19 protein-coding genes are annotated in these 17,763 nt (G+C 55.5%); 8 read left to right on the forward strand and 11 right to left on the reverse strand.

Features of this window, described 5'->3' with window-relative positions:
• Window positions 1-1,356 carry a septal ring lytic transglycosylase RlpA family protein gene (locus tag NXF97_RS06680; protein WP_274955516.1) on the reverse strand — a complete coding sequence of 452 codons (1,356 nt, stop codon included), beginning with the start codon at window positions 1,354-1,356 and terminating at the stop codon, window positions 1-3.
• A gap of 189 nt (window positions 1,357-1,545) precedes the next feature.
• Between NXF97_RS06680 and gatC the strand changes: the two genes are divergently transcribed.
• The 4 genes from gatC to NXF97_RS06700 are packed head-to-tail and all read left to right on the forward strand — an operon-like array spanning window position 1,546 to window position 5,239.
• Window positions 1,546-1,833, forward strand: coding sequence for an Asp-tRNA(Asn)/Glu-tRNA(Gln) amidotransferase subunit GatC (gatC, locus tag NXF97_RS06685; protein ID WP_022372719.1), 288 nt, complete (start codon window positions 1,546-1,548; stop codon window positions 1,831-1,833).
• Between the two features lie 17 nt (window positions 1,834-1,850).
• Window positions 1,851-3,308 carry an Asp-tRNA(Asn)/Glu-tRNA(Gln) amidotransferase subunit GatA gene (gatA, locus tag NXF97_RS06690; RefSeq protein ID WP_274955517.1) on the forward strand — a complete coding sequence of 486 codons (1,458 nt, stop codon included), beginning with the start codon at window positions 1,851-1,853 and terminating at the stop codon, window positions 3,306-3,308.
• Window positions 3,309-3,331: 23 nt separating this feature from the next.
• On the forward strand, window positions 3,332-4,783 hold the full coding sequence (gatB, locus tag NXF97_RS06695; RefSeq protein WP_022372717.1) for an Asp-tRNA(Asn)/Glu-tRNA(Gln) amidotransferase subunit GatB: 1,452 nt from the start codon (window positions 3,332-3,334) through the stop codon (window positions 4,781-4,783).
• Window positions 4,784-4,819: 36 nt separating this feature from the next.
• Window positions 4,820-5,239, forward strand: a complete 420-nt coding sequence (locus NXF97_RS06700) for a DUF805 domain-containing protein (protein WP_274955518.1) — start codon at window positions 4,820-4,822, stop codon at window positions 5,237-5,239.
• Between the two features lie 58 nt (window positions 5,240-5,297).
• Here the strand turns inward: NXF97_RS06700 and pyrE are convergent, their stop codons facing one another.
• Window positions 5,298-5,978 carry an orotate phosphoribosyltransferase gene (gene pyrE / locus NXF97_RS06705; RefSeq protein WP_022372715.1) on the reverse strand — a complete coding sequence of 227 codons (681 nt, stop codon included), beginning with the start codon at window positions 5,976-5,978 and terminating at the stop codon, window positions 5,298-5,300.
• A gap of 121 nt (window positions 5,979-6,099) precedes the next feature.
• On the opposite strand from pyrE, the gene NXF97_RS06710 reads away from it, so the two are divergent.
• Genes NXF97_RS06710 through NXF97_RS06720 form a run of 3 tightly spaced genes read left to right on the forward strand, consistent with a single transcriptional unit; the run spans window position 6,100 to window position 8,930 of the window.
• On the forward strand, window positions 6,100-6,882 hold the full coding sequence (locus NXF97_RS06710; protein ID WP_274955519.1) for an exodeoxyribonuclease III: 783 nt from the start codon (window positions 6,100-6,102) through the stop codon (window positions 6,880-6,882).
• A 2-nt stretch (window positions 6,883-6,884) separates the two neighbouring features.
• Window positions 6,885-7,592, forward strand: a complete 708-nt coding sequence (locus tag NXF97_RS06715; RefSeq protein WP_274955520.1) for a pseudouridine synthase — start codon at window positions 6,885-6,887, stop codon at window positions 7,590-7,592.
• A gap of 15 nt (window positions 7,593-7,607) precedes the next feature.
• Entirely contained in the window at window positions 7,608-8,930 is a 1,323-nt protein-coding gene (locus NXF97_RS06720) for an AmpG family muropeptide MFS transporter (RefSeq protein ID WP_423767298.1), read from the forward strand.
• A gap of 168 nt (window positions 8,931-9,098) precedes the next feature.
• On the opposite strand, the gene NXF97_RS06725 is transcribed toward NXF97_RS06720, so the two are convergent.
• From NXF97_RS06725 to NXF97_RS06750, 6 genes are all read right to left on the reverse strand, one after another.
• Window positions 9,099-9,464 (reverse strand): hypothetical protein, encoded by a 366-nt coding sequence (locus NXF97_RS06725; RefSeq protein WP_274955521.1) that lies wholly within the window; start codon window positions 9,462-9,464, stop codon window positions 9,099-9,101.
• 28 nt (window positions 9,465-9,492) lie between these two features.
• A complete protein-coding gene (locus NXF97_RS06730; protein ID WP_274955522.1) occupies window positions 9,493-9,921 on the reverse strand; it encodes a hypothetical protein in 429 nt (142 codons plus the stop codon).
• Window positions 9,922-10,054: 133 nt separating this feature from the next.
• Window positions 10,055-10,723: a UPF0149 family protein gene (locus NXF97_RS06735; protein ID WP_022372346.1), complete on the reverse strand. Its 669-nt coding sequence runs from the start codon at window positions 10,721-10,723 to the stop codon at window positions 10,055-10,057.
• On the reverse strand, window positions 10,698-12,689 hold the full coding sequence (gene ptsP, locus NXF97_RS06740) for a phosphoenolpyruvate--protein phosphotransferase (protein WP_274955523.1): 1,992 nt from the start codon (window positions 12,687-12,689) through the stop codon (window positions 10,698-10,700). Before ptsP ends, NXF97_RS06735 begins: the two co-directional genes overlap by 26 nt.
• Window positions 12,690-12,694: 5 nt before the next feature.
• Window positions 12,695-12,964, reverse strand: a complete 270-nt coding sequence (locus tag NXF97_RS06745; RefSeq protein WP_022372348.1) for an HPr family phosphocarrier protein — start codon at window positions 12,962-12,964, stop codon at window positions 12,695-12,697.
• 56 nt (window positions 12,965-13,020) lie between these two features.
• Window positions 13,021-13,425: a PTS sugar transporter subunit IIA gene (locus NXF97_RS06750; RefSeq protein WP_274955524.1), complete on the reverse strand. Its 405-nt coding sequence runs from the start codon at window positions 13,423-13,425 to the stop codon at window positions 13,021-13,023.
• 221 nt (window positions 13,426-13,646) lie between these two features.
• Here NXF97_RS06750 and NXF97_RS06755 point away from each other — a divergent pair, with 221 nt between their 5' ends.
• Entirely contained in the window at window positions 13,647-14,027 is a 381-nt protein-coding gene (locus tag NXF97_RS06755; RefSeq protein WP_022372350.1) for a DUF1840 family protein, read from the forward strand.
• A 59-nt stretch (window positions 14,028-14,086) separates the two neighbouring features.
• Here NXF97_RS06755 and NXF97_RS06760 read toward each other — a convergent pair whose 3' ends face one another.
• The 3 genes from NXF97_RS06760 to NXF97_RS06770 form a co-directional block, all read right to left on the reverse strand.
• Window positions 14,087-14,833, reverse strand: coding sequence for a response regulator (locus tag NXF97_RS06760; protein WP_022372351.1), 747 nt, complete (start codon window positions 14,831-14,833; stop codon window positions 14,087-14,089).
• 141 nt (window positions 14,834-14,974) lie between these two features.
• The gene (locus NXF97_RS06765; RefSeq protein ID WP_274955525.1) at window positions 14,975-17,155 is read right to left on the reverse strand and encodes a sensor histidine kinase; all 2,181 of its coding nucleotides are present in this window, start codon (window positions 17,153-17,155) and stop codon (window positions 14,975-14,977) included.
• Between the two features lie 9 nt (window positions 17,156-17,164).
• A complete protein-coding gene (locus NXF97_RS06770; protein WP_074008568.1) occupies window positions 17,165-17,758 on the reverse strand; it encodes a DUF4390 domain-containing protein in 594 nt (197 codons plus the stop codon).
• Between the last annotated feature and the right edge of the window lie 5 nt (window positions 17,759-17,763).

Consider the following 17,763-nt stretch of genomic DNA (forward strand, 5'->3'; position numbering starts at 1 on the left):
TTACTTATAAGCGGCAAAAGCCTGAATACCGAGAATCTTTGAAACGTTTTCCACAATGGCCCGGGCCTGCGGTGCATCCGCGGCAGAGCCGACGAGAACACACCAGTTGCCCGCGGACTGCGCAATGCGCACACCGTCTCTGATATTTTCCGTGGAAAGCATCATTTCGGCGTGCGCGGCAAATTCCTGAGCACTCGCTTTCTGAGTGAATGCGCCGATCTGTGCGCCCCAGGCCTGTTTAACGGAGTCAAGCGACTGCAGTTCTTTTTGGCCTGCCTGCGTCGCCGCGGGGGCATTGACGTCAGTGGAACTTGCCACCACGCCCTGTACAACACCTTCGGAAACGGACGGGATGACGGGTTCCTGAGGGGGAGCCGCGGTTTCTGTGATGCCTTCAGTCAGTGGTTCACTGTTCTCGGACTGTGTTTCATCCACGGCCGAGGGAAATGTCTCCACGGAGGCAATGCGTGCCAGGGGATCCTTGTCAGCCTCAGAGACTGTTGCCTTAACGGCTAAGGCAGTACCTACGACAGCGGCCAGTTTGTCAATGTGCTCACCGGAAGCAGCTACTGAATTTGTTGAGCTGCCGGATTTTTTCTGCCCGATCAGACGGATGGTTTCCTTGACGGCGACAGCGGCAAGATCGCTCTTTGTTTTACTTTCTGAGCCTGAAGCTGCAACCGCCTGCACGGTATAAATCACTGTGGAGAGCTTGCTGCCGGAAGCTTCGGCAAACTGGGTTGACGTGTGTGTGGCCGACGGAATGTTGCCGAGCGCAATTTGCCGGCGCGTAATGCGTTCAATACGCACGCGGGTTGTGCCGTTTTTCTGGTAGCCGAGTTTGACGGCAGCCGCGTAACTCATGTCAATGGCACGTCCTCCGATAAAGGGGCCGCGGTCATTGACACGGACAATGACGCTGCGTCCGTTATTGAGATTTGTGACGCGTGCGTAGCTCGGCAGCTCCATGGTGGGGTGAGCTGCCGAGAGGCTGTACATGTCATAGATCTCGCCGATTGCGGTCTTTTTGCCGTGAAACTGTTTGCCGTACCAGCTTGCAGTGCCCGTCTGTACCAGGGGTTTATCTCCCGTCATCGGGTAAAAGCGCTGCCCCATGACGGTGTAGGGGCGGTTGGCCCATTTGTTGGGCTTTTCCGATTTAATGACGATTTCATCGGCTTTATGTGCTTTAAGCGTACCCGTAAGTCCTGGAGGGCCGTCGCGGTCATAGTATTTGCCGGTGTTGGCGCTGCCGGCGCACCCGGTCAGGCAAAAGCTCAGCAACAGTGTCAGCCAGAAAATATGCCGTGCGGGGCCGGAGGTATTTTGTGCTTTGATCGATGTAGCCATAGACATAAAAACGAAGTCCGGTCAGCAGAATGGAAAAACACGAAGAAGACGTCTGAAAACACGTGCCATGACAGGGCGTAATGCTAGACTGTTACTCTTTTGAAAGCTGCTGAGCTTCCTATCTTACAGATCCGGAAGCCTCCAGCCTCTGAGCGCATCGATTTTTTAGACATTACTTGTAACGCAGGTACGAACATGTCCCTTGGATTGGATGACGTCCGCCGCATTGCTGAGCTTGCTCACATTGATATTTCGCAGGAGCAGGCCGTGCAGATGCAGGGGGAACTCAACGATATTTTTAAGATGATCGAACGCATTCAGGCGGTCGATACGGAAGGGGTGGAGCCGATGATGCACCCGCATGACGGCGTGCAGCGTTTCAGAGAAGACCGCGTGGTCTTCGGCAACGATCGGGCGGAAAACATGAAAAATGCCCCCGAAGAATATGAAGGGCTCTTCCTGGTGCCCCGTGTTGTGGAATAACGGGCGGAGAAAAATTCATGAATGATGTGAAATTCAGCTCCGTTGTTGAGCTTTCCCGTGCGCTTCAGGCCAAAGAGGTGAGTGCCGTTGAACTTGCCAAGGCCTATCTGGAAAGGATTGAAGCGCATAAAGAACTGAACTGTTTTCTGGACGTGCGTCCGGAAGTGACGCTCGCGCAGGCGCAGGCCGCCGATAAGCGCATTGCCGAAGGAAAGGCCGGACGTCTGACCGGTATTCCGATTGCGCACAAGGATATTTTTGTGACGCGTGACTGGGCGTCGACCGCGGCAAGCAAAATGCTCAAGGGCTACATGAGCCCCTTTGATGCCGCCGTTGTCCGTAAGCTCGCTGAAAGCGGTATGGTGACCCTCGGCAAACTCAACTGCGATGAATTCGCAATGGGCTCTGCCAACGAAAATTCTGCCTACGGTAAGGTTTTCAACCCCTGGGATCCAAAGGCTGTGCCGGGCGGCAGTTCCGGCGGTTCAGCAAGCTGCGTGGCTGCGGGCCTTGCTCCGATTGCCACGGCAACCGACACGGGCGGCTCCATCCGTGAACCTGCGGCCTTTACCGGCATTACCGGCGTAAAGCCTACCTACGGACGTCCGAGCCGTCTCGGCATGATTGCCTTTGCCTCAAGCCTTGATACGGCCGGTCTGATGGCGCACAGCGTTGAAGACATTGCCTGGGTTCTCGGTGACATGGTCGGGTTTGAACCGTGGGATTCCACAAGCGAAAACATGCCGGCCGAAGACTTCACCCGTGACCTTGAAAAGGGTGTTAAGGGAACCCGCATCGGTGTGCCCAGAGCCTGGTTTGCGAAGTCGCTGGATCCGGAAGTGGCCTCCGCAATTGAGAAGGTGATTGCCGAGTACCGCGCGCAGGGGGCAGAGATTGTGGATATTGATCTGCCCAACGCCGATCTCGGTGTGTCGGTTTACTACGTTGTGGCCTGCGCTGAGGCAAGTTCCAACCTCTCGCGTTTTGACGGCGTGCGCTACGGTTACCGTGCCGCTGAATATGAAGATATTCAGGACATGATCAAAAAGAGCCGTAATGAAGGGCTCGGAGCCGAACCCAAGCGCCGTATTCTGATCGGTACCTACGTGCTCTCGCACGGTTATTACGATGCCTATTACATCAAGGCCCAGAAGGTACGCCGTCTGATTGCCCGTGAGTTCGATCAGGCTTTTGAAAAGGTGGATGCCATTTTGAGTCCGGTGACCGTTTCCACAGCCTACGACTTCGGCGCCAAGAGTGATCCCGTTGCCGCTTACCTCGGAGACCTTTACACGGTGCCGGCGTCTCTGGCGGGACTGCCCTGCATGAGCATGCCCTGCGGCATTCACTCCAACGGCCGTCCGATCGGCGTGCAGCTGACCTGCGCCCGCTTTAACGAAGCCAAGATGCTCGGTATTGCCCAGGCCTGGCAGAACGCCACCGACTGGCACAAGCGCCATCCGAACGGTTTCTGAGAATTTGAGGAAGAAGACAGAAAATGCAATGGGAAGTTGTGATCGGACTTGAAACGCACGTTCAGCTTTCAACCGCCTCAAAAATTTTCTCCGGTGCCTCCTGTGCTTTCGGTGCCGAACCCAACACGCAGGCCTGCTACATTGATCTGGCGTTGCCCGGGGCCCTGCCGGTTCTCAATATCGGCGCCGTTGACAAGGCGATCCGCTTTGGTCTGGCAATCGGTGCGGAAGTTGCTGAAAAATCGGTTTTTGACCGTAAAAACTACTTCTACCCGGATCTGCCCAAGGGCTATCAGATCAGTCAGTTTGATCTGCCGGTCGTCAAGGGCGGCAAGCTCACCTTTACGGTAGAGCCGAAAAACGGGGAACCCTACGTCAAGACCATCAACCTCACGCGTGCGCACCTGGAAGAAGATGCCGGCAAGAGTATTCACGGCATTGTCGCGCATAAGTCTGGTATGGACTTAAACCGCGCCGGTACGCCGCTGCTTGAAATCGTGACGGAGCCGGAGCTGAGAAGTTCGGCTGAAGCCGTGGGCTACGCCAAGGCACTGCACGCGCTGGTCGTGTGGCTCGGTATTTCGCACGGCAATATGCAGGAAGGAAACTTCCGGTGTGACGCCAACGTGTCGGTGCGCCCCATGGGCGAAACAAAGTTCGGCACGCGCTGCGAAATTAAAAACATCAACTCGTTTAAGTTCCTGCAGGACGCCATTGACTACGAAGTCAACCGTCAGATTGAACTGATCGAAGCGGGCGGAAAAGTCGTGCAGGCCACGCGTCTTTATGACCCGGACCGCAATGAAACGCGTCAGATGAGAACCAAGGAAGATTCGATGGATTACCGTTATTTCCCGGATCCTGATCTTCTGCCGGTCAAAATCACGCAGAGCTGGAAGGATGAAGTCGCCAAGAGCATGCCCGAACTGCCGGGACAAATGCGCGAGCGCTTTGTCCGTGATTTCGGTCTCACCGAGTACGATGCGGCGGTTCTGACGGCTTCTCGCGACGTGGCGGACTATTTTGTGAAGGTAAGCAGCGCCGTTGCCGACAAGAAGATTGCCGCCAACTGGGTGATGGGTGAGGTGGCTGCCAACGTCAATGCCGTTGAGAATATGACCTACGCCCAGGCTCCTGTGAAGGCTGAAGTGCTCGGAGAAATTCTCAAGCGGCTTACCGACGGGACCGTCAACGCCAAGGGTGCCAAGAAGCTCTTCCAGCTCATCTGGGGCGGCGCAGCGGAGAGCGTTGACGCTTTGATCGAAAAAGAAGGCCTCAAGCAGATTTCAGACGCTTCCGCGATTGAAGGCATTATCGACGAAGTGCTTGCCGCCAATGCCAAGATGGTGGAGGAATTCCGCTCCGGTAAGCAAAAGGCCTTTAACGCTTTGGTCGGTCAGGCAATGAAGGCCACCAAGGGTAAGGCCAATCCCAAGCAGGTCAACGAGATTCTGCGCGCCAGACTCGGCGCCTGAGACCGAATCTGAGGGATAACGGAAAGGACAGCTGCGATGACAAAAAATCCGCTGTCCTTTTTGTTTGCCGGTTTCCGTTACCTGCTGCACTGCTTTTCGGCCGGCCGGCTTTTTGACCGTTGCCGTTTCGGACGTTTGTCACGCCGTATTTTCTGGGAAACAGCGGCCGCAGATGCAGTGGTTCTGCTACTCACGTTTTTTGTGCCTCTGGAAATTGCCTATCGTCTGCAGCTTGAGCCCGAGAGTCTTTTTCTGCGGGTGTGGCTCTGTACGTGGCTTATTTTGTTTGCCGTGCTCTCGGTCTGCCTTTTCAGGGCGGCAAGACGACGGCTGCATGACGCCGGTATGAGCGGAATACGGTTGCTGCTCATTTTTGTACCGGTTGTCGGCTGGCTGCTTACGGCGTATTTTCTTGCGGCGCCGTCGGCCGGATTCAACCGTTGGGACCGAATATAAAAAACCGCGGCAGCGACAGAGCGTTTCCGCGGTTTATTTTCTTCTGAGCGGGGCTTTATCAGCAGGCGCCGTAACGGCTGCGGTAGGCCGCTACGGCCTCTTTATAGGCGGCGGCAGTCTTTGCGGCTTCTGAGGACCCGTCCATAAAGCTCAGCAGATCGTTGAGGTTTGCGATGGAAACGACCGGGATGCCGAGCGTTTTCTCAACATCCTGAACGGCGGAGGTTTCGGTCATCACTTCAGCGTTGCCGCCTTTTTCCATGCGGTCAAGGGCAATCAGAATGCCGGCGGGCGTTGCCTGGTTGGCTTTAATCAGCGTCACGGATTCACGCGCGGAAGTTCCCGCACTGATCACGTCGTCGATGATGACGACGCGGCCTTTCAGGGGAGCGCCGATGATGGTGCCGCCTTCGCCGTGATCCTTGGCTTCCTTACGGTTAAAGGCATAAGGGACATCAAGCCCCAGCCGGGCGAGATTGATGGCCACGGTGGCGACAAGGGGAATACCTTTGTAGGCCGGTCCGTAAAGCATGTCAAAGTCAATGCGGCCGGCTTTTTTGGCGTTTAAAAGCGCGGTGGCGTAGTAGTGACCGAGCTGATCAAGTAAGGAGCCGGTATTAAACAGTCCGGCATTAAAGAAGTAGGGGCTTAAACGCCCTGCTTTTGTTTTGAATTCGCCGAAACGCAGAACGTTGGCTTTAAGCGCAAATTCGATGAACTGAAAGTGATTGTCGGACATAGGTAATGACGACACAAAAGTTGAAACGACAGAACACTGAATTTTAACGGTTTGGCGTGTTGGCGCAGAGGCTTAAACAGTACAATGAGGCAGTCTGAAAGATCTTGGAAAGGAATAAAAAGTGCTCCGCATCATGACCTTTAATGCCAACGGCATCCGTTCGGCCGCAGATAAAGGCTTCTGGAAATGGTTTCACGGCCAGAACGCCGACATTCTGTGTGTGCAGGAATTAAAGGCGCAGGAGCAGGATCTGCAGGCCGCGGTAAGAGATCAGCAAGGGTACCGCAGCTGGCTGCACTGCGCGCAGAAAAAAGGGTATTCGGGTGTGGGTGTCTGGTCAAGGATTGAACCGGAAAATGTCGTGATCGGTTTCGGTTCCCCCGAATTTGATGCCGAAGGGCGTTATGTACGCCTGGACTTTAAGGGGTTTTCCGTGATCTCCGTGTATTTTCCGTCCGGAACGAGTGGAGATGACCGTCAGGAGGCAAAGTACCGCTTTCTGAGCGCCTTTGAAGCGCATGTGACTGAACTCAGAAAGACTGGACGCGAGATTGCCTTTTGCGGTGACGTCAACATCGCGCACAAGGAAATCGATATTAAAAACTGGCGAGGAAATCTCAAACACACAGGGTTTTTGCCCGAAGAAAGAGCGTGGCTCACGCACTGCTTTGATGAGCTCGGCTGGTGTGACGTGTTCCGCAGACTTGATCCCCGGCCGGATCAGTACACCTGGTGGAGTCAGCGCGGTCAGGCCCGTGCCAAAAACGTGGGCTGGCGCATCGATTATGAAATTGCCACGCCGGCTTTGGCGGCAACGGCGCGCGCCACATCGATTTGCCGCGATGAAAAGTTTTCCGACCATGCGCCTCTCACTGTGGACTATGACTGGCCCGAAGGAGTGTGACGGTGCGGCTTGAGGATATTCTGTTCACCCAGGGGTTCGGTACGCGCCATGAGTGCAGTGGATTGATTTCTCTCGGACGGGTAACGTTTGACGGAGTGCTCTCCACGGACCCCGACAGTGAGGTTAATCCGCAGGGAAAAGTGTTTTCTGTGGAGGGTACGGCGTGGCCGTATCATGAGAAAGCCGTCATTGTTCTCAATAAACCTGCGGGCTACGAGTGTTCTCAGAAACCCACGCATCACCCGTCCGTCATGACATTGCTGCCGTCTCCGTTAAGAAGACGTGGGGTGCAGCCTGTGGGGCGGCTTGACGCAGATACCACGGGACTGTTGCTTCTGACCGATGACGGAGCGCTGCTGCACCGGCTTACGCACCCCAAAAAGCACGTTCCGAAAACCTATGTTGCCCGCTGTGCAGAAGATGTGTCGCCGGCTATGTGTAAAAAACTCACCGAAGGGGTGCTTCTTGACGGAGAAAAAGACCTTACCCGGGCGGCGAGCTGTGAGATCACGGACAGCCGCACGGTGAGGCTTGTGATCACCTCAGGCAAATACCACCAGGTCAAACGGATGATTGCGGCAGCCGGCAACCGTGTGGAAGCGCTGCAGCGCACAATGTTCGGCGCTTTCGACCTCCCGGCAACACTGATTCCCGGTGCGTGGGACTGGCTTAACGCGGATGAGCTCGCGTTGGTGCAGAAAAAACAGTAAGACGCAGGAGGCAATGTGAGTCGTTTCGGGTCTTTGTCCGTCTACCGGGAACCGGCCAGTTTGAGGATGCTCTTTCTGGGATTTTCCTCGGGGCTACCTCTGCTTTTGGTGCTGGGAACGCTGTCATTTTGGCTGCGCGAAAGCGGCATTGACTTAAAGACGATCGGTTTTATGAGCTGGGTGGGGCTCTGCTGGGGGATTAAATGGGTCTGGGCTCCGCTTGTGGACAGACTGAGAATCCCGTTGCTGACCAGGCGCCTCGGCAGAAGACGCGCCTGGCTGCTGCTGTCGCAGATCGGGCTTGCCGCCGGACTTGCGGCCATGGCGTTCTGTGATCCGGCAAGGAACCTTGATACCGTCATTGCCTGTGCGCTTGTGACGGCTTTTTTCGGCGCCACACAGGATATTTCGCTCGATGCTTTCCGTATTGAGTCCGGTAACGAGAAGGAGCAGGCCGCATTTGCGGCGATGTATCAGACGGGGTACCGCTTTGCGATGCTGTGGTCGGGCGCCGGAGCTCTGGCGATTGCAGCAGCTTTTGATGCGGGCAGCGGAGAAGGCTGGCGGATTGCTTACCTTGTGATGGCGGCAAGTCTGCTGACGGGAATCGTAACGGTGCTCGTGAGCCCTGAGCCGCAGGTGCAGGAAAGTTCCGGAGCACCGGCCCGGAGAAGCGGCGTGAAAGCCTGGCTCAGAGAGGCGGTATGGATGCCCTTTGCGGATTTTTTCAGCCGTTTCGGCTGGTGGGCTCTGGTTGTATTGCTTCTGATTGCCACTTACCGCATCAGTGACATCGTAATGGGGGTAATGGCCAATCCGTTTTACAGCGACATGGGCTTTACCAAAGAAGAGGTGGCGGCCGTCAGCAAGGTTTTCGGCGTTCTGATGACGCTGGCCGGCGCCTTTGTCGGCGGAGTTCTCACCATGCGCTGCGGTGTGATGAAGGTACTTTTCCTCGGAGCGCTTTTGTCGGCAGCCACCAACCTGCTTTTTTCCGTACTGGCTCAGCTCGGACACAACACCGCCTTTCTCATCGTCACGGTGAGCGCGGACAACCTTGCGGGCGGTATGGCTTCGGCAGCCTTTGTTGCCTATCTGTCGGGACTTACCAACACAGCCTATTCGGCAACGCAGTACGCGCTTTTCAGTTCCGTCATGCTGATACTGCCGAAGTTTCTGGCCGGCTTTTCCGGGGTGGCTGTTGAGGCACTCGGTTATTCCGGATTTTTCATTGCAACGGCTTGTCTGGGGGTTCCGGTGCTGATTCTGACGGGGCTGGCAGCCCGTGCCCGCGCGGTTTTTACGCGGTCGACAGAGAATGCTAATGCATTGAAATAGTTTAATATTTTCTTAAAACAAGACAAAAACTATCGAATTGGCTTGTGAAATTAAGAAAGCTTATTAAGGCACTGACCCCTATAGGAGGTACGTATGGCTAATCCGATCAAAAATTGTGTCAGCCGCCTGACGACGGCGTTTGGCGCTCCCGTTGCTGACAACAACAATCTAAACAACCCGCGCTTGAAAGCGCGGAGTTTGCTGACACAGTGCAGGCTTTCCCGTAACAGCCAAGGTTTTTGAGGCCTTGTCTGCCCGGGCGTCCCCTGCACCACAGGAACATTTAAAACGCAACCGCTCTACGGGTACGGGCTTCATCAGCTCGATCCGTCGGTTCCGGCGAAGGACTGCTTCGTCTTGCCGATTCGCTGGTTTGTACTGCACTATCGATCCGGCGTTCCCTGAGACTTGTTTGAGCCTCGCAAGCGCTGATTGCTCAGCCTTCAGATCGTAGCTGTCAGTGGCGGGATCCGCAAAATACAGGTTCATGGCGGTCGCAAGGTCGCGGTCCATGTACCAGTCCGTGTCTCCCAACTGATGATTTCTCTCCCAAAGAGCCTTCTTACGGTACGTTCCCGTTTCGGGATCGTGCTGACTCGGGCGCAGTTTTGCGGGGACTGACTTTCACCACACAACAGCCGGTTATCAATCCTGCAATACCGCTTTTGCCCAAACTCTTGCCGTATCCGGCTCTCTGAAATGCTTTGTATGAGTTCTTCTCCACGATGACGGTGCCGGCCCTGCCGAACACCAGGTTAATCACTTCGCCGTGCAGGCAACGGCGGGTTTGCGCCTGGCGGCGATACAGATCCGCAAGTTTTGCCTTTGTTGCCTTATAGGTCTTGGATTCCTTCCAGACAATCTTTTTTCCAGCGGCTTTAACGGTGCCGTCCGCGTTGTAGCACTCCCGATTTGTGTCTCTGCGGGAGCGGTCCATGGCACGTAAAAGACGCGCAATCTCCTTTTCCTGAGAGACAGTGCCCGCGCTCACCAAAATCTTCTGCTGCCACTCGGGGCTGTAAAAAGTCAGTTGCCAAGGCGCTGGGGCTCTCGCTTGAGGCTCTCAACGAGTTTGCCGCCAAGCAGACGCACTAACAGTCGACGGGCCGAAACAGGATGCGTTTTCAGTGCTTTCTGTTTCGGCTGCTGTCTGACTGCGGGCGGATTTCGCTTTTACGGGTGACTTCCGCAATTTCCTGGACACAGGCCTGAAGATCGGCCAGTGCTTCATCGAGATTTGCAAAGGCAACATCGGTTTCAATATCGCGGAGGATGGTTTCCGTCTCGTTTTCTTCGGCGGACTCGTCCTCCGCGTTGTCTTTGCTGCTGTAGCGCATGATGCCGACAAGGGCCGCCTGCACAGCCTTATTCTTGCTGCGGACTAGTTCCGGCCACAGAGCGCAGGCTGTGGCAAAGCCGTCGGCAAAGGGGCTTAAAGCGGCAAGGGACTCTTCTCCTTCAAGAGGTTCTCCCGTCAACTCATCGGTATCGTACAAAATGGGATCGATCGGCTTTTCGGACAGTACCGTTTCCTCAATTTCCCGGCCCCGCCGCAGAATCAGTTTCTGAAGCTGTGCCTGCTCATGCTGACTAAGACGGGCGCGGGGGTTACCGTCGATATCAAAGACGTAGTTCATCCAGTCCGGCTGTGCAGGAGGGTTTTTCATGAGCGTGAGCGCCGTGAGAAACCCATCGAGTTTGTCCGGTTCCATCGGGGTAAACGCTTCAGGAATGCGCGCAAGCAGCTCTCCGAGCTGTTCAATTTCTTCAAGCGACAGGCTGACTTTGCTCATTTTGTTTGGTCTCTTTGTTGCTTTTTCCGACGGGATAATCATTTTGCAGCGCGGTGTAGGACACGACCTGCGTCGAGCTGTTGACGGCTTCGTGGATACTGATCGGATTGTGCATGCGGTGAATGCGCTGCAGAAGTTTTTCGGCTTCGGCGCATGACATCGCAAGGATCATTTCCTTGAGTTCGGGAATACGGCCGCTTTCCATGGAAAGCCTGCGGGCACCCATGCCGATCAGCAGCCGGGCCAGAGTCGGGTCGCCTGCGATTTCACCGCAGATACTCACCGGTTTTTTTGCTTTGACGGCGGTCTTAATGACGCTGTACAGAAGCGAGAGAACGGCCGGATGCAGGGGATCGTAGAGTTCGCTCACAGCCGGATCGTGACGGTCTACGGCAAGTGTGTATTGAATCAGATCGTTGGTGCCGAGGCTGATGAAGTCAAGGTCCTTTAAAAAAGAGGGCAACGCAATGGCTGCGGCTGGTACTTCAATCATGCCGCCCAAGGCGATTTTGTCAGCGCAGGCTATGCCGCGGTCGGTGAGCTGCTCACGGGCCTTGCGGATAAAACCACGGGTAATGGCAATTTCCGAGGGGCGGGACAAAAGCGGCAGCATGATCTGCACGTTACTGTCAACGGCGGCGCGCAAAATCGCTCTGAGCTGCGTGAGAAAGAGCTCGGGCTGATGGATGCTGAAGCGGATGGCCCGGCGGCCGAGAGCGGGATTGGGGACTTCTTCTCCGTCATCAAGATTGAGGCTTTCTAAGGCCTCATGCGAGGGCAGTTTGTCGCCGCCCAAATCCATGGTGCGGATCGTGACGGGCTTACCCTTCATTGCGCGTATCACGCGCAGATACGTTTCGTACTGCTCATCTTCGCTCGGCAGCGTCGGGCGGTTCATGAACAGAAATTCGGAACGGAAAAGACCGATACCGTCAGCGCCCGTGCGTTCGGCATCCCGGACGTCTTCGGGAAGGGCGATGTTGGCACAAAGGCTGATTTTCACACCGTCCTTGGTTTCAGCCGGACGGGAGTTAAGGCGCTTTTGCCGGATTCGGGCATTGTTGAGATCACGGATTCTCTGCGCAACCTGCGGCAGCAGGGACGGATCAGGATGCACGGTGAGAACACCGTGATCCGCGTCCAGAAGCACCACATCGTCACTGCTGATGTTTTCGGTAGCCCCTTCCACGCTCACCAGGGTCGGAATTTCAAGTGACCGGGCAAGAATCGCAGCGTGCGAAGTGGGAGAGCCGGAAGCGGTGACAAGGCCTGCGATGGAAACATCCCTGCGGCGCTTCAGAATCAGAATATCGGCGGGATTGAGGTCATCGGCAATGAGGATGATTTTTTCATCACTCATGGTCAGCCGTACGGTGTCGGCCGGGCGCCGCCTGCCGCTTAAGACCCGCTGAATACGCTCCACGACGAGCGCGACATCGTCGCCGCGTTCGGCAAGGTACTCGTTGTCAATTGCATCAAAGGCCTTGCGGAGCTCTTCCATACGAAGCGACAGAGCCCATTCGGCGTTGACGAGGCGTTCGCGGATGATGGCCTGCGTGTCGGTTACAAGAGATTCATCGGTCAAAATCTGCCGGTGCAGATCAATAAAGGCGATGGCTTCGGGCGGCGTATCTTCGTTTTGCGCGAGTGTCTCGGAGAGCTCTTCAAGCTCTTTGGCAACGGTCGTGACTGCTGCTCTCAGACGCGTGGATTCCGCACGGGTCTGTGAGCCATCAATGGGGAAGCGGGGAATCTCGAGGTCGCCCTCGGAAAGAATCTGAGCCTGCCCCAGGGCAACACCGGAAAATACGGCGATACCCTTCATGGCAATGGAAGACAGTTCCGGCTCACGGGAGCTCTCGGCCACAGTCTCCTGGGCCTGCGGCAGCGCTACGGGGACTTCCCCGGGAAGCTCTTTTTCTCTGCCGGCGGCTTCGTCCGTTACGTTCGGCGGGGTATTGGCCATGATCTTTATTCCTCTTCACCGAAGCCGGACTCAATCAGTGAAACCATGGACTCCATGGCGGCGGCTTCACCGGGGCCGTCGGCGGTGACGGTAAGTTCTGTGTCGCATTTGGCAGCAAGCGTCATGACCGAAAGAATGGATTTGGCGTCAATGGTTTTGTCGCCCTTACGGATCGTGATGCGACAGTCAAAAAGATTGGCGGTCTTGGTAAGAAGCGCCGCCGGCCGGGCGTGCAGTCCGAGTTTGTTAACGATGGTCACATTGCGCGTCAGCATGGTGCAAAACCCGATGAAAAGAGGCTTCGGTTCTGATGCGCAGGAGCGCACCGCCTCTACTGTTGGAGTATTTCCTGCATGATACTGCCGGAACCGGCTTCTTTCACAAGAGCCGTCACTTTTTCAAGCGAATCATCCCAGTGACAGAGCGCCGTGAGAACCATCGGCAGGTTGACGCCGGCAATCACGGCGGTGTTGCTGAGCGAAAGCAGTTTGACGGCAATGTTTGAGGGCGTTGCTCCGACCACATCGGTGAGGATGAGCGCTCCGTCATGATCGCTGTCGGCACTGACGGCCACCTTGGCAAGATCGGCTACGGCATCGGCATCGGCATCAGGCAGTACGTCAATGGCCCGGATACGCTCAGCCGTTCTTTTGTCGAAGCTGTAGACATGCGCTGCACAGGATTTGAGTGCGCTCGCAAGCGGGGCATGAGCAATAATGAAGACGGAGACGGACACGATGCGGATAATTAGCGCTCCGGACAGGAGCCTTTTTTCAGACAGGCGTAAGTCTACCTGAGCAAGCGATCGGCTGCCCGCACCGCTAAAATCGCTGAAAATGCAGTGAAGATGGTGTTTGTTTTGAGGGTAAACTGAAGAAGATGGTTTGATTTTTATTTAAAACTATATAAAAACATCGTAATTTACGTTATCTCTCGTTAATTTTGTTGAGTGGAAACATGGCGTTAATCGAGTTTCGTTCAAAGGCTGCCGCTGGCTTTTACATGATGCCGGCAAGTTTTTCTCAGGTCTGCAAAGTCTGGGGACGGGGGTATTCGGAGCAGGGCAGTATTCCGCCGGAAGACCTGCCGGATCTCATTACCAGGCTTGAAGCTGCCGTCAAGCTTGAAAAAGAGCGTCTAGCCGAGGAAAAGCGTCAGCAGGAACTCGAAGAGAAACAAAGCAGCCGTTATCTGAGCTACGCCGAAGAAGACGAACGCGAGAAAAAACGCACCGAGGCCGCGCAGCGGGTGCCCTTTTCCGTACGGGTGTACCCTCTGCTGGAAATGATGAAAAAGTCGCAGGATGCGGGCGTGAGCATCATGTGGGGTGTGCCCTAGCCGGGAAACAACGGCAGTGAAACAGCGCAAGGCTCATCTCTTAACACAGAGATGAGCTTTTATCCGAGGGATGAACTCTGCGCCGGTTCCCCGTCTTCTGCGCTTTCGGACAGTTTTGCGAGAGGCTCGTTGGCGGCATGGCGCGGAATAGGAATATTGAGCGCCTTGAGTTTACGGTACAGATGCGTTCTTTCCAGACCGGCTCTGCGGGCAACACGCGTCATCTGGTTGTTTTCGTAGTTCATCAGAGCCTTCAGATAGGCTCGTTCCGTGGTTTCACGGACTTCCCGCAGTGAGTTATTAAAGTCAATGACGATGCCCGTGCCCTTGATTTCAAAAATCGGGAGCTCTTCCGGAATCGGCATCACGGGTTCTTCAGGGAGCTTCACTTCCGGGGCTTTCTTCTCTTCGGGACGGTAGCGGGCCATGGACTGAATCCGCTCGTGTACCTGAAGGCCGTGCTCCACGCTTTGCAGCAGTTTCTGCATGGAGATGGGCTTTTCAAGACAGTCGAGCGCCCCGAACTTCGTTGCTTCAACCGCTGTTTCAATCGTTGCGTGGCCGCTCATCATCAGCACCGGGCAGTGCAACAGGTGCCGGACATTGAGCTCTTTCAGAAGCGACACGCCGTCCGTATCCGGCATCCAGATGTCCAGAAGGATCAGATCAAACGGTTCAGTCGTAATCAAACGACGTGCCGTTTCGGCATTTTCTGCGGTCTCTACGGTGTATCCCTCGTCGGAGAGAATATCCGACAGAAGTTCGCGGATACCAATTTCATCGTCCACGACCAGAATCTTTGCCATTGTTCTAGAAATCCTCGAAATCAGACGGTTTAAGCGAACAGTGTTTGATTTTAACTGTAAAAAACGGAAGCGCATACGTTGTGACAACAACGGTTCTGCGCAAAAGGTCCGGTTCTTTTCTGTGCTTATGCCGGCCGGTTCTCAGTATGCGGCATCGGACGTTCGTGATGCCGCGGACTGCAGGCCGGGAAAGATCATTGTAATCGAAGCCCCGCAGACATGACCGTCCTTATCCGTACGGTTCATGACGGTGACTTTGGCGTGATGCTCCTCAATAATTTTTTTCACCATAGGAAGACCGAGCCCGGTACCGGTGGCCTTGGTCGTGATGTAGGGCTCAAAAGCCCGAGACAGGATATCCGGTGAAAAACCCGGGCCGTTGTCTTCCAGAACGACACGGACGGATCCGGTTGTCTCCACAATCCCCGTGGAGATGCGGATTTCCGGTTCCTTCGTTTCAACCGTTGCGTCAAGCGCATTGCCCACCAGGTTGTGGATGACCTGCCGCAGCTGGTTGCTGTCGGCATTGACGGCCGGAAGGGACTCGGTCAGGTTGAGTTCAATCGGTGTGCCTGCAGCGCTGTAAAGTGCTTCAAGCTCCTTTAAAAAGGCATTGATGTCAAGGGGAGCAAGCACGGCCGCAGGGAGCCTTGCATAGTCACGGAAGTCGTTAACCATCTGCTTCATCGCATCGACCTGGCTCACGATGGTGCTGCAGGCTCTGTGAAGCAGAGTCTCGTCTTTTGCATCGAGCTTACCCGTGAGTTTGATGTTGAGGCGCTCGGCGGCCAGCCGGATCGGTGTGAGCGGATTTTTAATTTCATGCGCAAGGCGTCTTGCCACTTCACCCCAAGCAAGCGCCTTCTGCGCGTCAATCATGGCCGACATGTCGTCAAAAACAATCACCCAGCCTTCACCGTTATCAAGGTCAATCCGGGCGCCTCTTAAGAAGATGACAAGAGGCTCGGCCGTTTCTCCCTTATGCAGCTCGAGTTCAGTGTGAATGCTGTCTTTGTCGGCAAGCCGGATTTGATTGCGGATGGCTTCGGCCAGTTCCGGTTCGATGTCGGGGAGGACCGCGCCCACGCCGATCCGTTTGTTTTTAAGAATGGTGCTTGCCGCGACGTTGGCGGTACTGATATGCAGTTTTGAGTCGACCACCAGAACGCCGGAAGAAATATTGCTCAGAATCCGTTCAAGCGAAGCACGGGCCTGCTCTGCCTGCAGTCTCTGATTTTCCACGAGGGTTCTTGCCTCGGCAATCTGGAAAATCATGGAGTTAAAGGACTGCGTGAGCTCATTGATTTCATCGTTGCCCGGGTACTCGCGGATCGGCCGCAAGTCGCCTTCAGCGACTTTTCGTGTGCCTTTGGCAAGCTGTAAAACGGGAGCGGCCATATTGCCGGCAAAGCGCAGTGCCGCGGTGACGGCGCCGAGAATTGCCATGAGCATGGCCAGTGTAAGCGTTACGCCGTAAATGTCTCTGAGTGCGCCGCGGGTGAGCACAAGCTCCTGGTAGTCTCGAAAACCGTTGACGAGATCGGAGACGTTGGAGGCAAGGCCTGGGGGCACCTGTTGAGTGAGCTGCAGGTATAGCCGGGTCGTTCCCTGCGGCGTACGGACAGTGCCTGCCGGAACCAGGGCCCGGATTCTCAGAGGTTCATCCCCTTCGGCGGAGTCGCCCTCAAGCGAGGTGATGCCTCTTTGCTCCCGGGCTTTGGCGAGTTCATCTTTTGACGGAACCAGGCCGCTTTGTGGGGCATCATCGGCCGCGGTGAAAAGCCGTTTGGCATTGCCGTCAAAGAGTTCGGCCGTCGTAATGTCAGCGGTTTCCTTAAGCCGTGTGAGCTCAGACGTGAGGTCCGCGTAGGGAACAGAGGAAAGACTTTTTGCCATCCGCAGCGCCGTCAGTTTCACGAGCTGCTGCTCGCGCTCGATGATTTCGCCGGAAAGTGCTACGCCGGAATCCAGAGCGTGTTCGACACGGACATCAAACCAGGAGTCAATCGAGCGGCCGATAAACTGGCTTGACACGAGGTAAATAAGAAGACAGGGAAAAACCGTGATGAGCGAAATCACCAGGGCGAGTTTCCCGGTCATGCGTGAGCCGAAGAGCTTTTCCCGGTAGCGTTTGACCAGACGCCAGATCACGGCGGAAACGAAAATAAAAAGCGTTACCGCGGCAAAAATGTTGCAGACCAGAAGGATGGGAAACCACTGGTCAAAGAGAACGGAATTGGCGCCGCCCGCAGCAACCAGAAAGAGCAGAACCGCGGCTATGCAGATCAGTGAGCCGACACAGTAGCGAAACCAGCGCGGCATAAAAGACTCCTAGCGTCTCGTAAGCGCAGCCGTAAGAGGGATTTCTTCCCAGCTGCTTTCAACAGCCCAGTCGGAATTGCCGCCGATACTGACCTGAAGCGGCTTTGGCAGACGGGAGACATCAAGGCTCATTTTCGTTTCGGCAATGAATTTGTCTGTGTCGTCAACGGCATTGGCATCAGCCACCCGCCAGTCGCCGATGTGTTTTAAGAGCGGAAGGACTTCTTCAAGCGTCCCGAACGACTGCGTGAGACCGCCCCGGGAGAAGCGGTACTGACGTGAGAGCGGGCTGTAGCCGATACGCTGCACGAGCTGGGAGGACGTAACCGTTTTGTCCATCCAGTACCAGCGGGGCTTCTCCAGTCTGAATTCGTAGAGAAAATAAAGGGCGATGCCGCGTCGAAGACTGTCGACAAGACCGTCAGGAAGATCAAACTCCCAGTCGGCCGTCAGGTAAAGTCCGGGCGTTGTATCCCGCACGATGCGCTCAAGCCCTGCCTGCATCAGCTGTACTTCTGCCGTTGCTGCGCGCACGGACGTGCCTGCCGACAACAGAATCGGCGACAGGGCAATACCGGTACAGAGCGCACGGCGCGAAATCATGGCGG

Source organism: Duodenibacillus massiliensis (genome assembly GCF_928721995.1).
Lineage (GTDB): Bacteria > Pseudomonadota > Gammaproteobacteria > Burkholderiales > Burkholderiaceae_F > Duodenibacillus > Duodenibacillus massiliensis.

What these genes read in the sequence shown, in the direction of transcription:
- ptsP (WP_274955523.1), bottom strand. Translation starts at nt 12,689, where the DNA reads ATGGCCAATACCCCGCCGAACGTAACGGACGAAGCCGCCGGCAGAGAA.
- gatC (WP_022372719.1), top strand. Translation starts at nt 1,546, where the DNA reads ATGTCCCTTGGATTGGATGACGTCCGCCGCATTGCTGAGCTTGCTCAC.
- gatA (WP_274955517.1), top strand. Translation starts at nt 1,851, where the DNA reads ATGAATGATGTGAAATTCAGCTCCGTTGTTGAGCTTTCCCGTGCGCTT.
- NXF97_RS06680 (WP_274955516.1), bottom strand. Translation starts at nt 1,356, where the DNA reads ATGTCTATGGCTACATCGATCAAAGCACAAAATACCTCCGGCCCCGCA.
- NXF97_RS06745 (WP_022372348.1), bottom strand. Translation starts at nt 12,964, where the DNA reads ATGCTGACGCGCAATGTGACCATCGTTAACAAACTCGGACTGCACGCC.
- pyrE (WP_022372715.1), bottom strand. Translation starts at nt 5,978, where the DNA reads ATGTCCGACAATCACTTTCAGTTCATCGAATTTGCGCTTAAAGCCAAC.
- NXF97_RS06765 (WP_274955525.1), bottom strand. Translation starts at nt 17,155, where the DNA reads ATGCCGCGCTGGTTTCGCTACTGTGTCGGCTCACTGATCTGCATAGCC.
- NXF97_RS06760 (WP_022372351.1), bottom strand. Translation starts at nt 14,833, where the DNA reads ATGGCAAAGATTCTGGTCGTGGACGATGAAATTGGTATCCGCGAACTT.
- NXF97_RS06755 (WP_022372350.1), top strand. Translation starts at nt 13,647, where the DNA reads ATGGCGTTAATCGAGTTTCGTTCAAAGGCTGCCGCTGGCTTTTACATG.
- NXF97_RS06735 (WP_022372346.1), bottom strand. Translation starts at nt 10,723, where the DNA reads ATGAGCAAAGTCAGCCTGTCGCTTGAAGAAATTGAACAGCTCGGAGAG.
- gatB (WP_022372717.1), top strand. Translation starts at nt 3,332, where the DNA reads ATGCAATGGGAAGTTGTGATCGGACTTGAAACGCACGTTCAGCTTTCA.
- NXF97_RS06770 (WP_074008568.1), bottom strand. Translation starts at nt 17,758, where the DNA reads ATGATTTCGCGCCGTGCGCTCTGTACCGGTATTGCCCTGTCGCCGATT.
- NXF97_RS06700 (WP_274955518.1), top strand. Translation starts at nt 4,820, where the DNA reads ATGACAAAAAATCCGCTGTCCTTTTTGTTTGCCGGTTTCCGTTACCTG.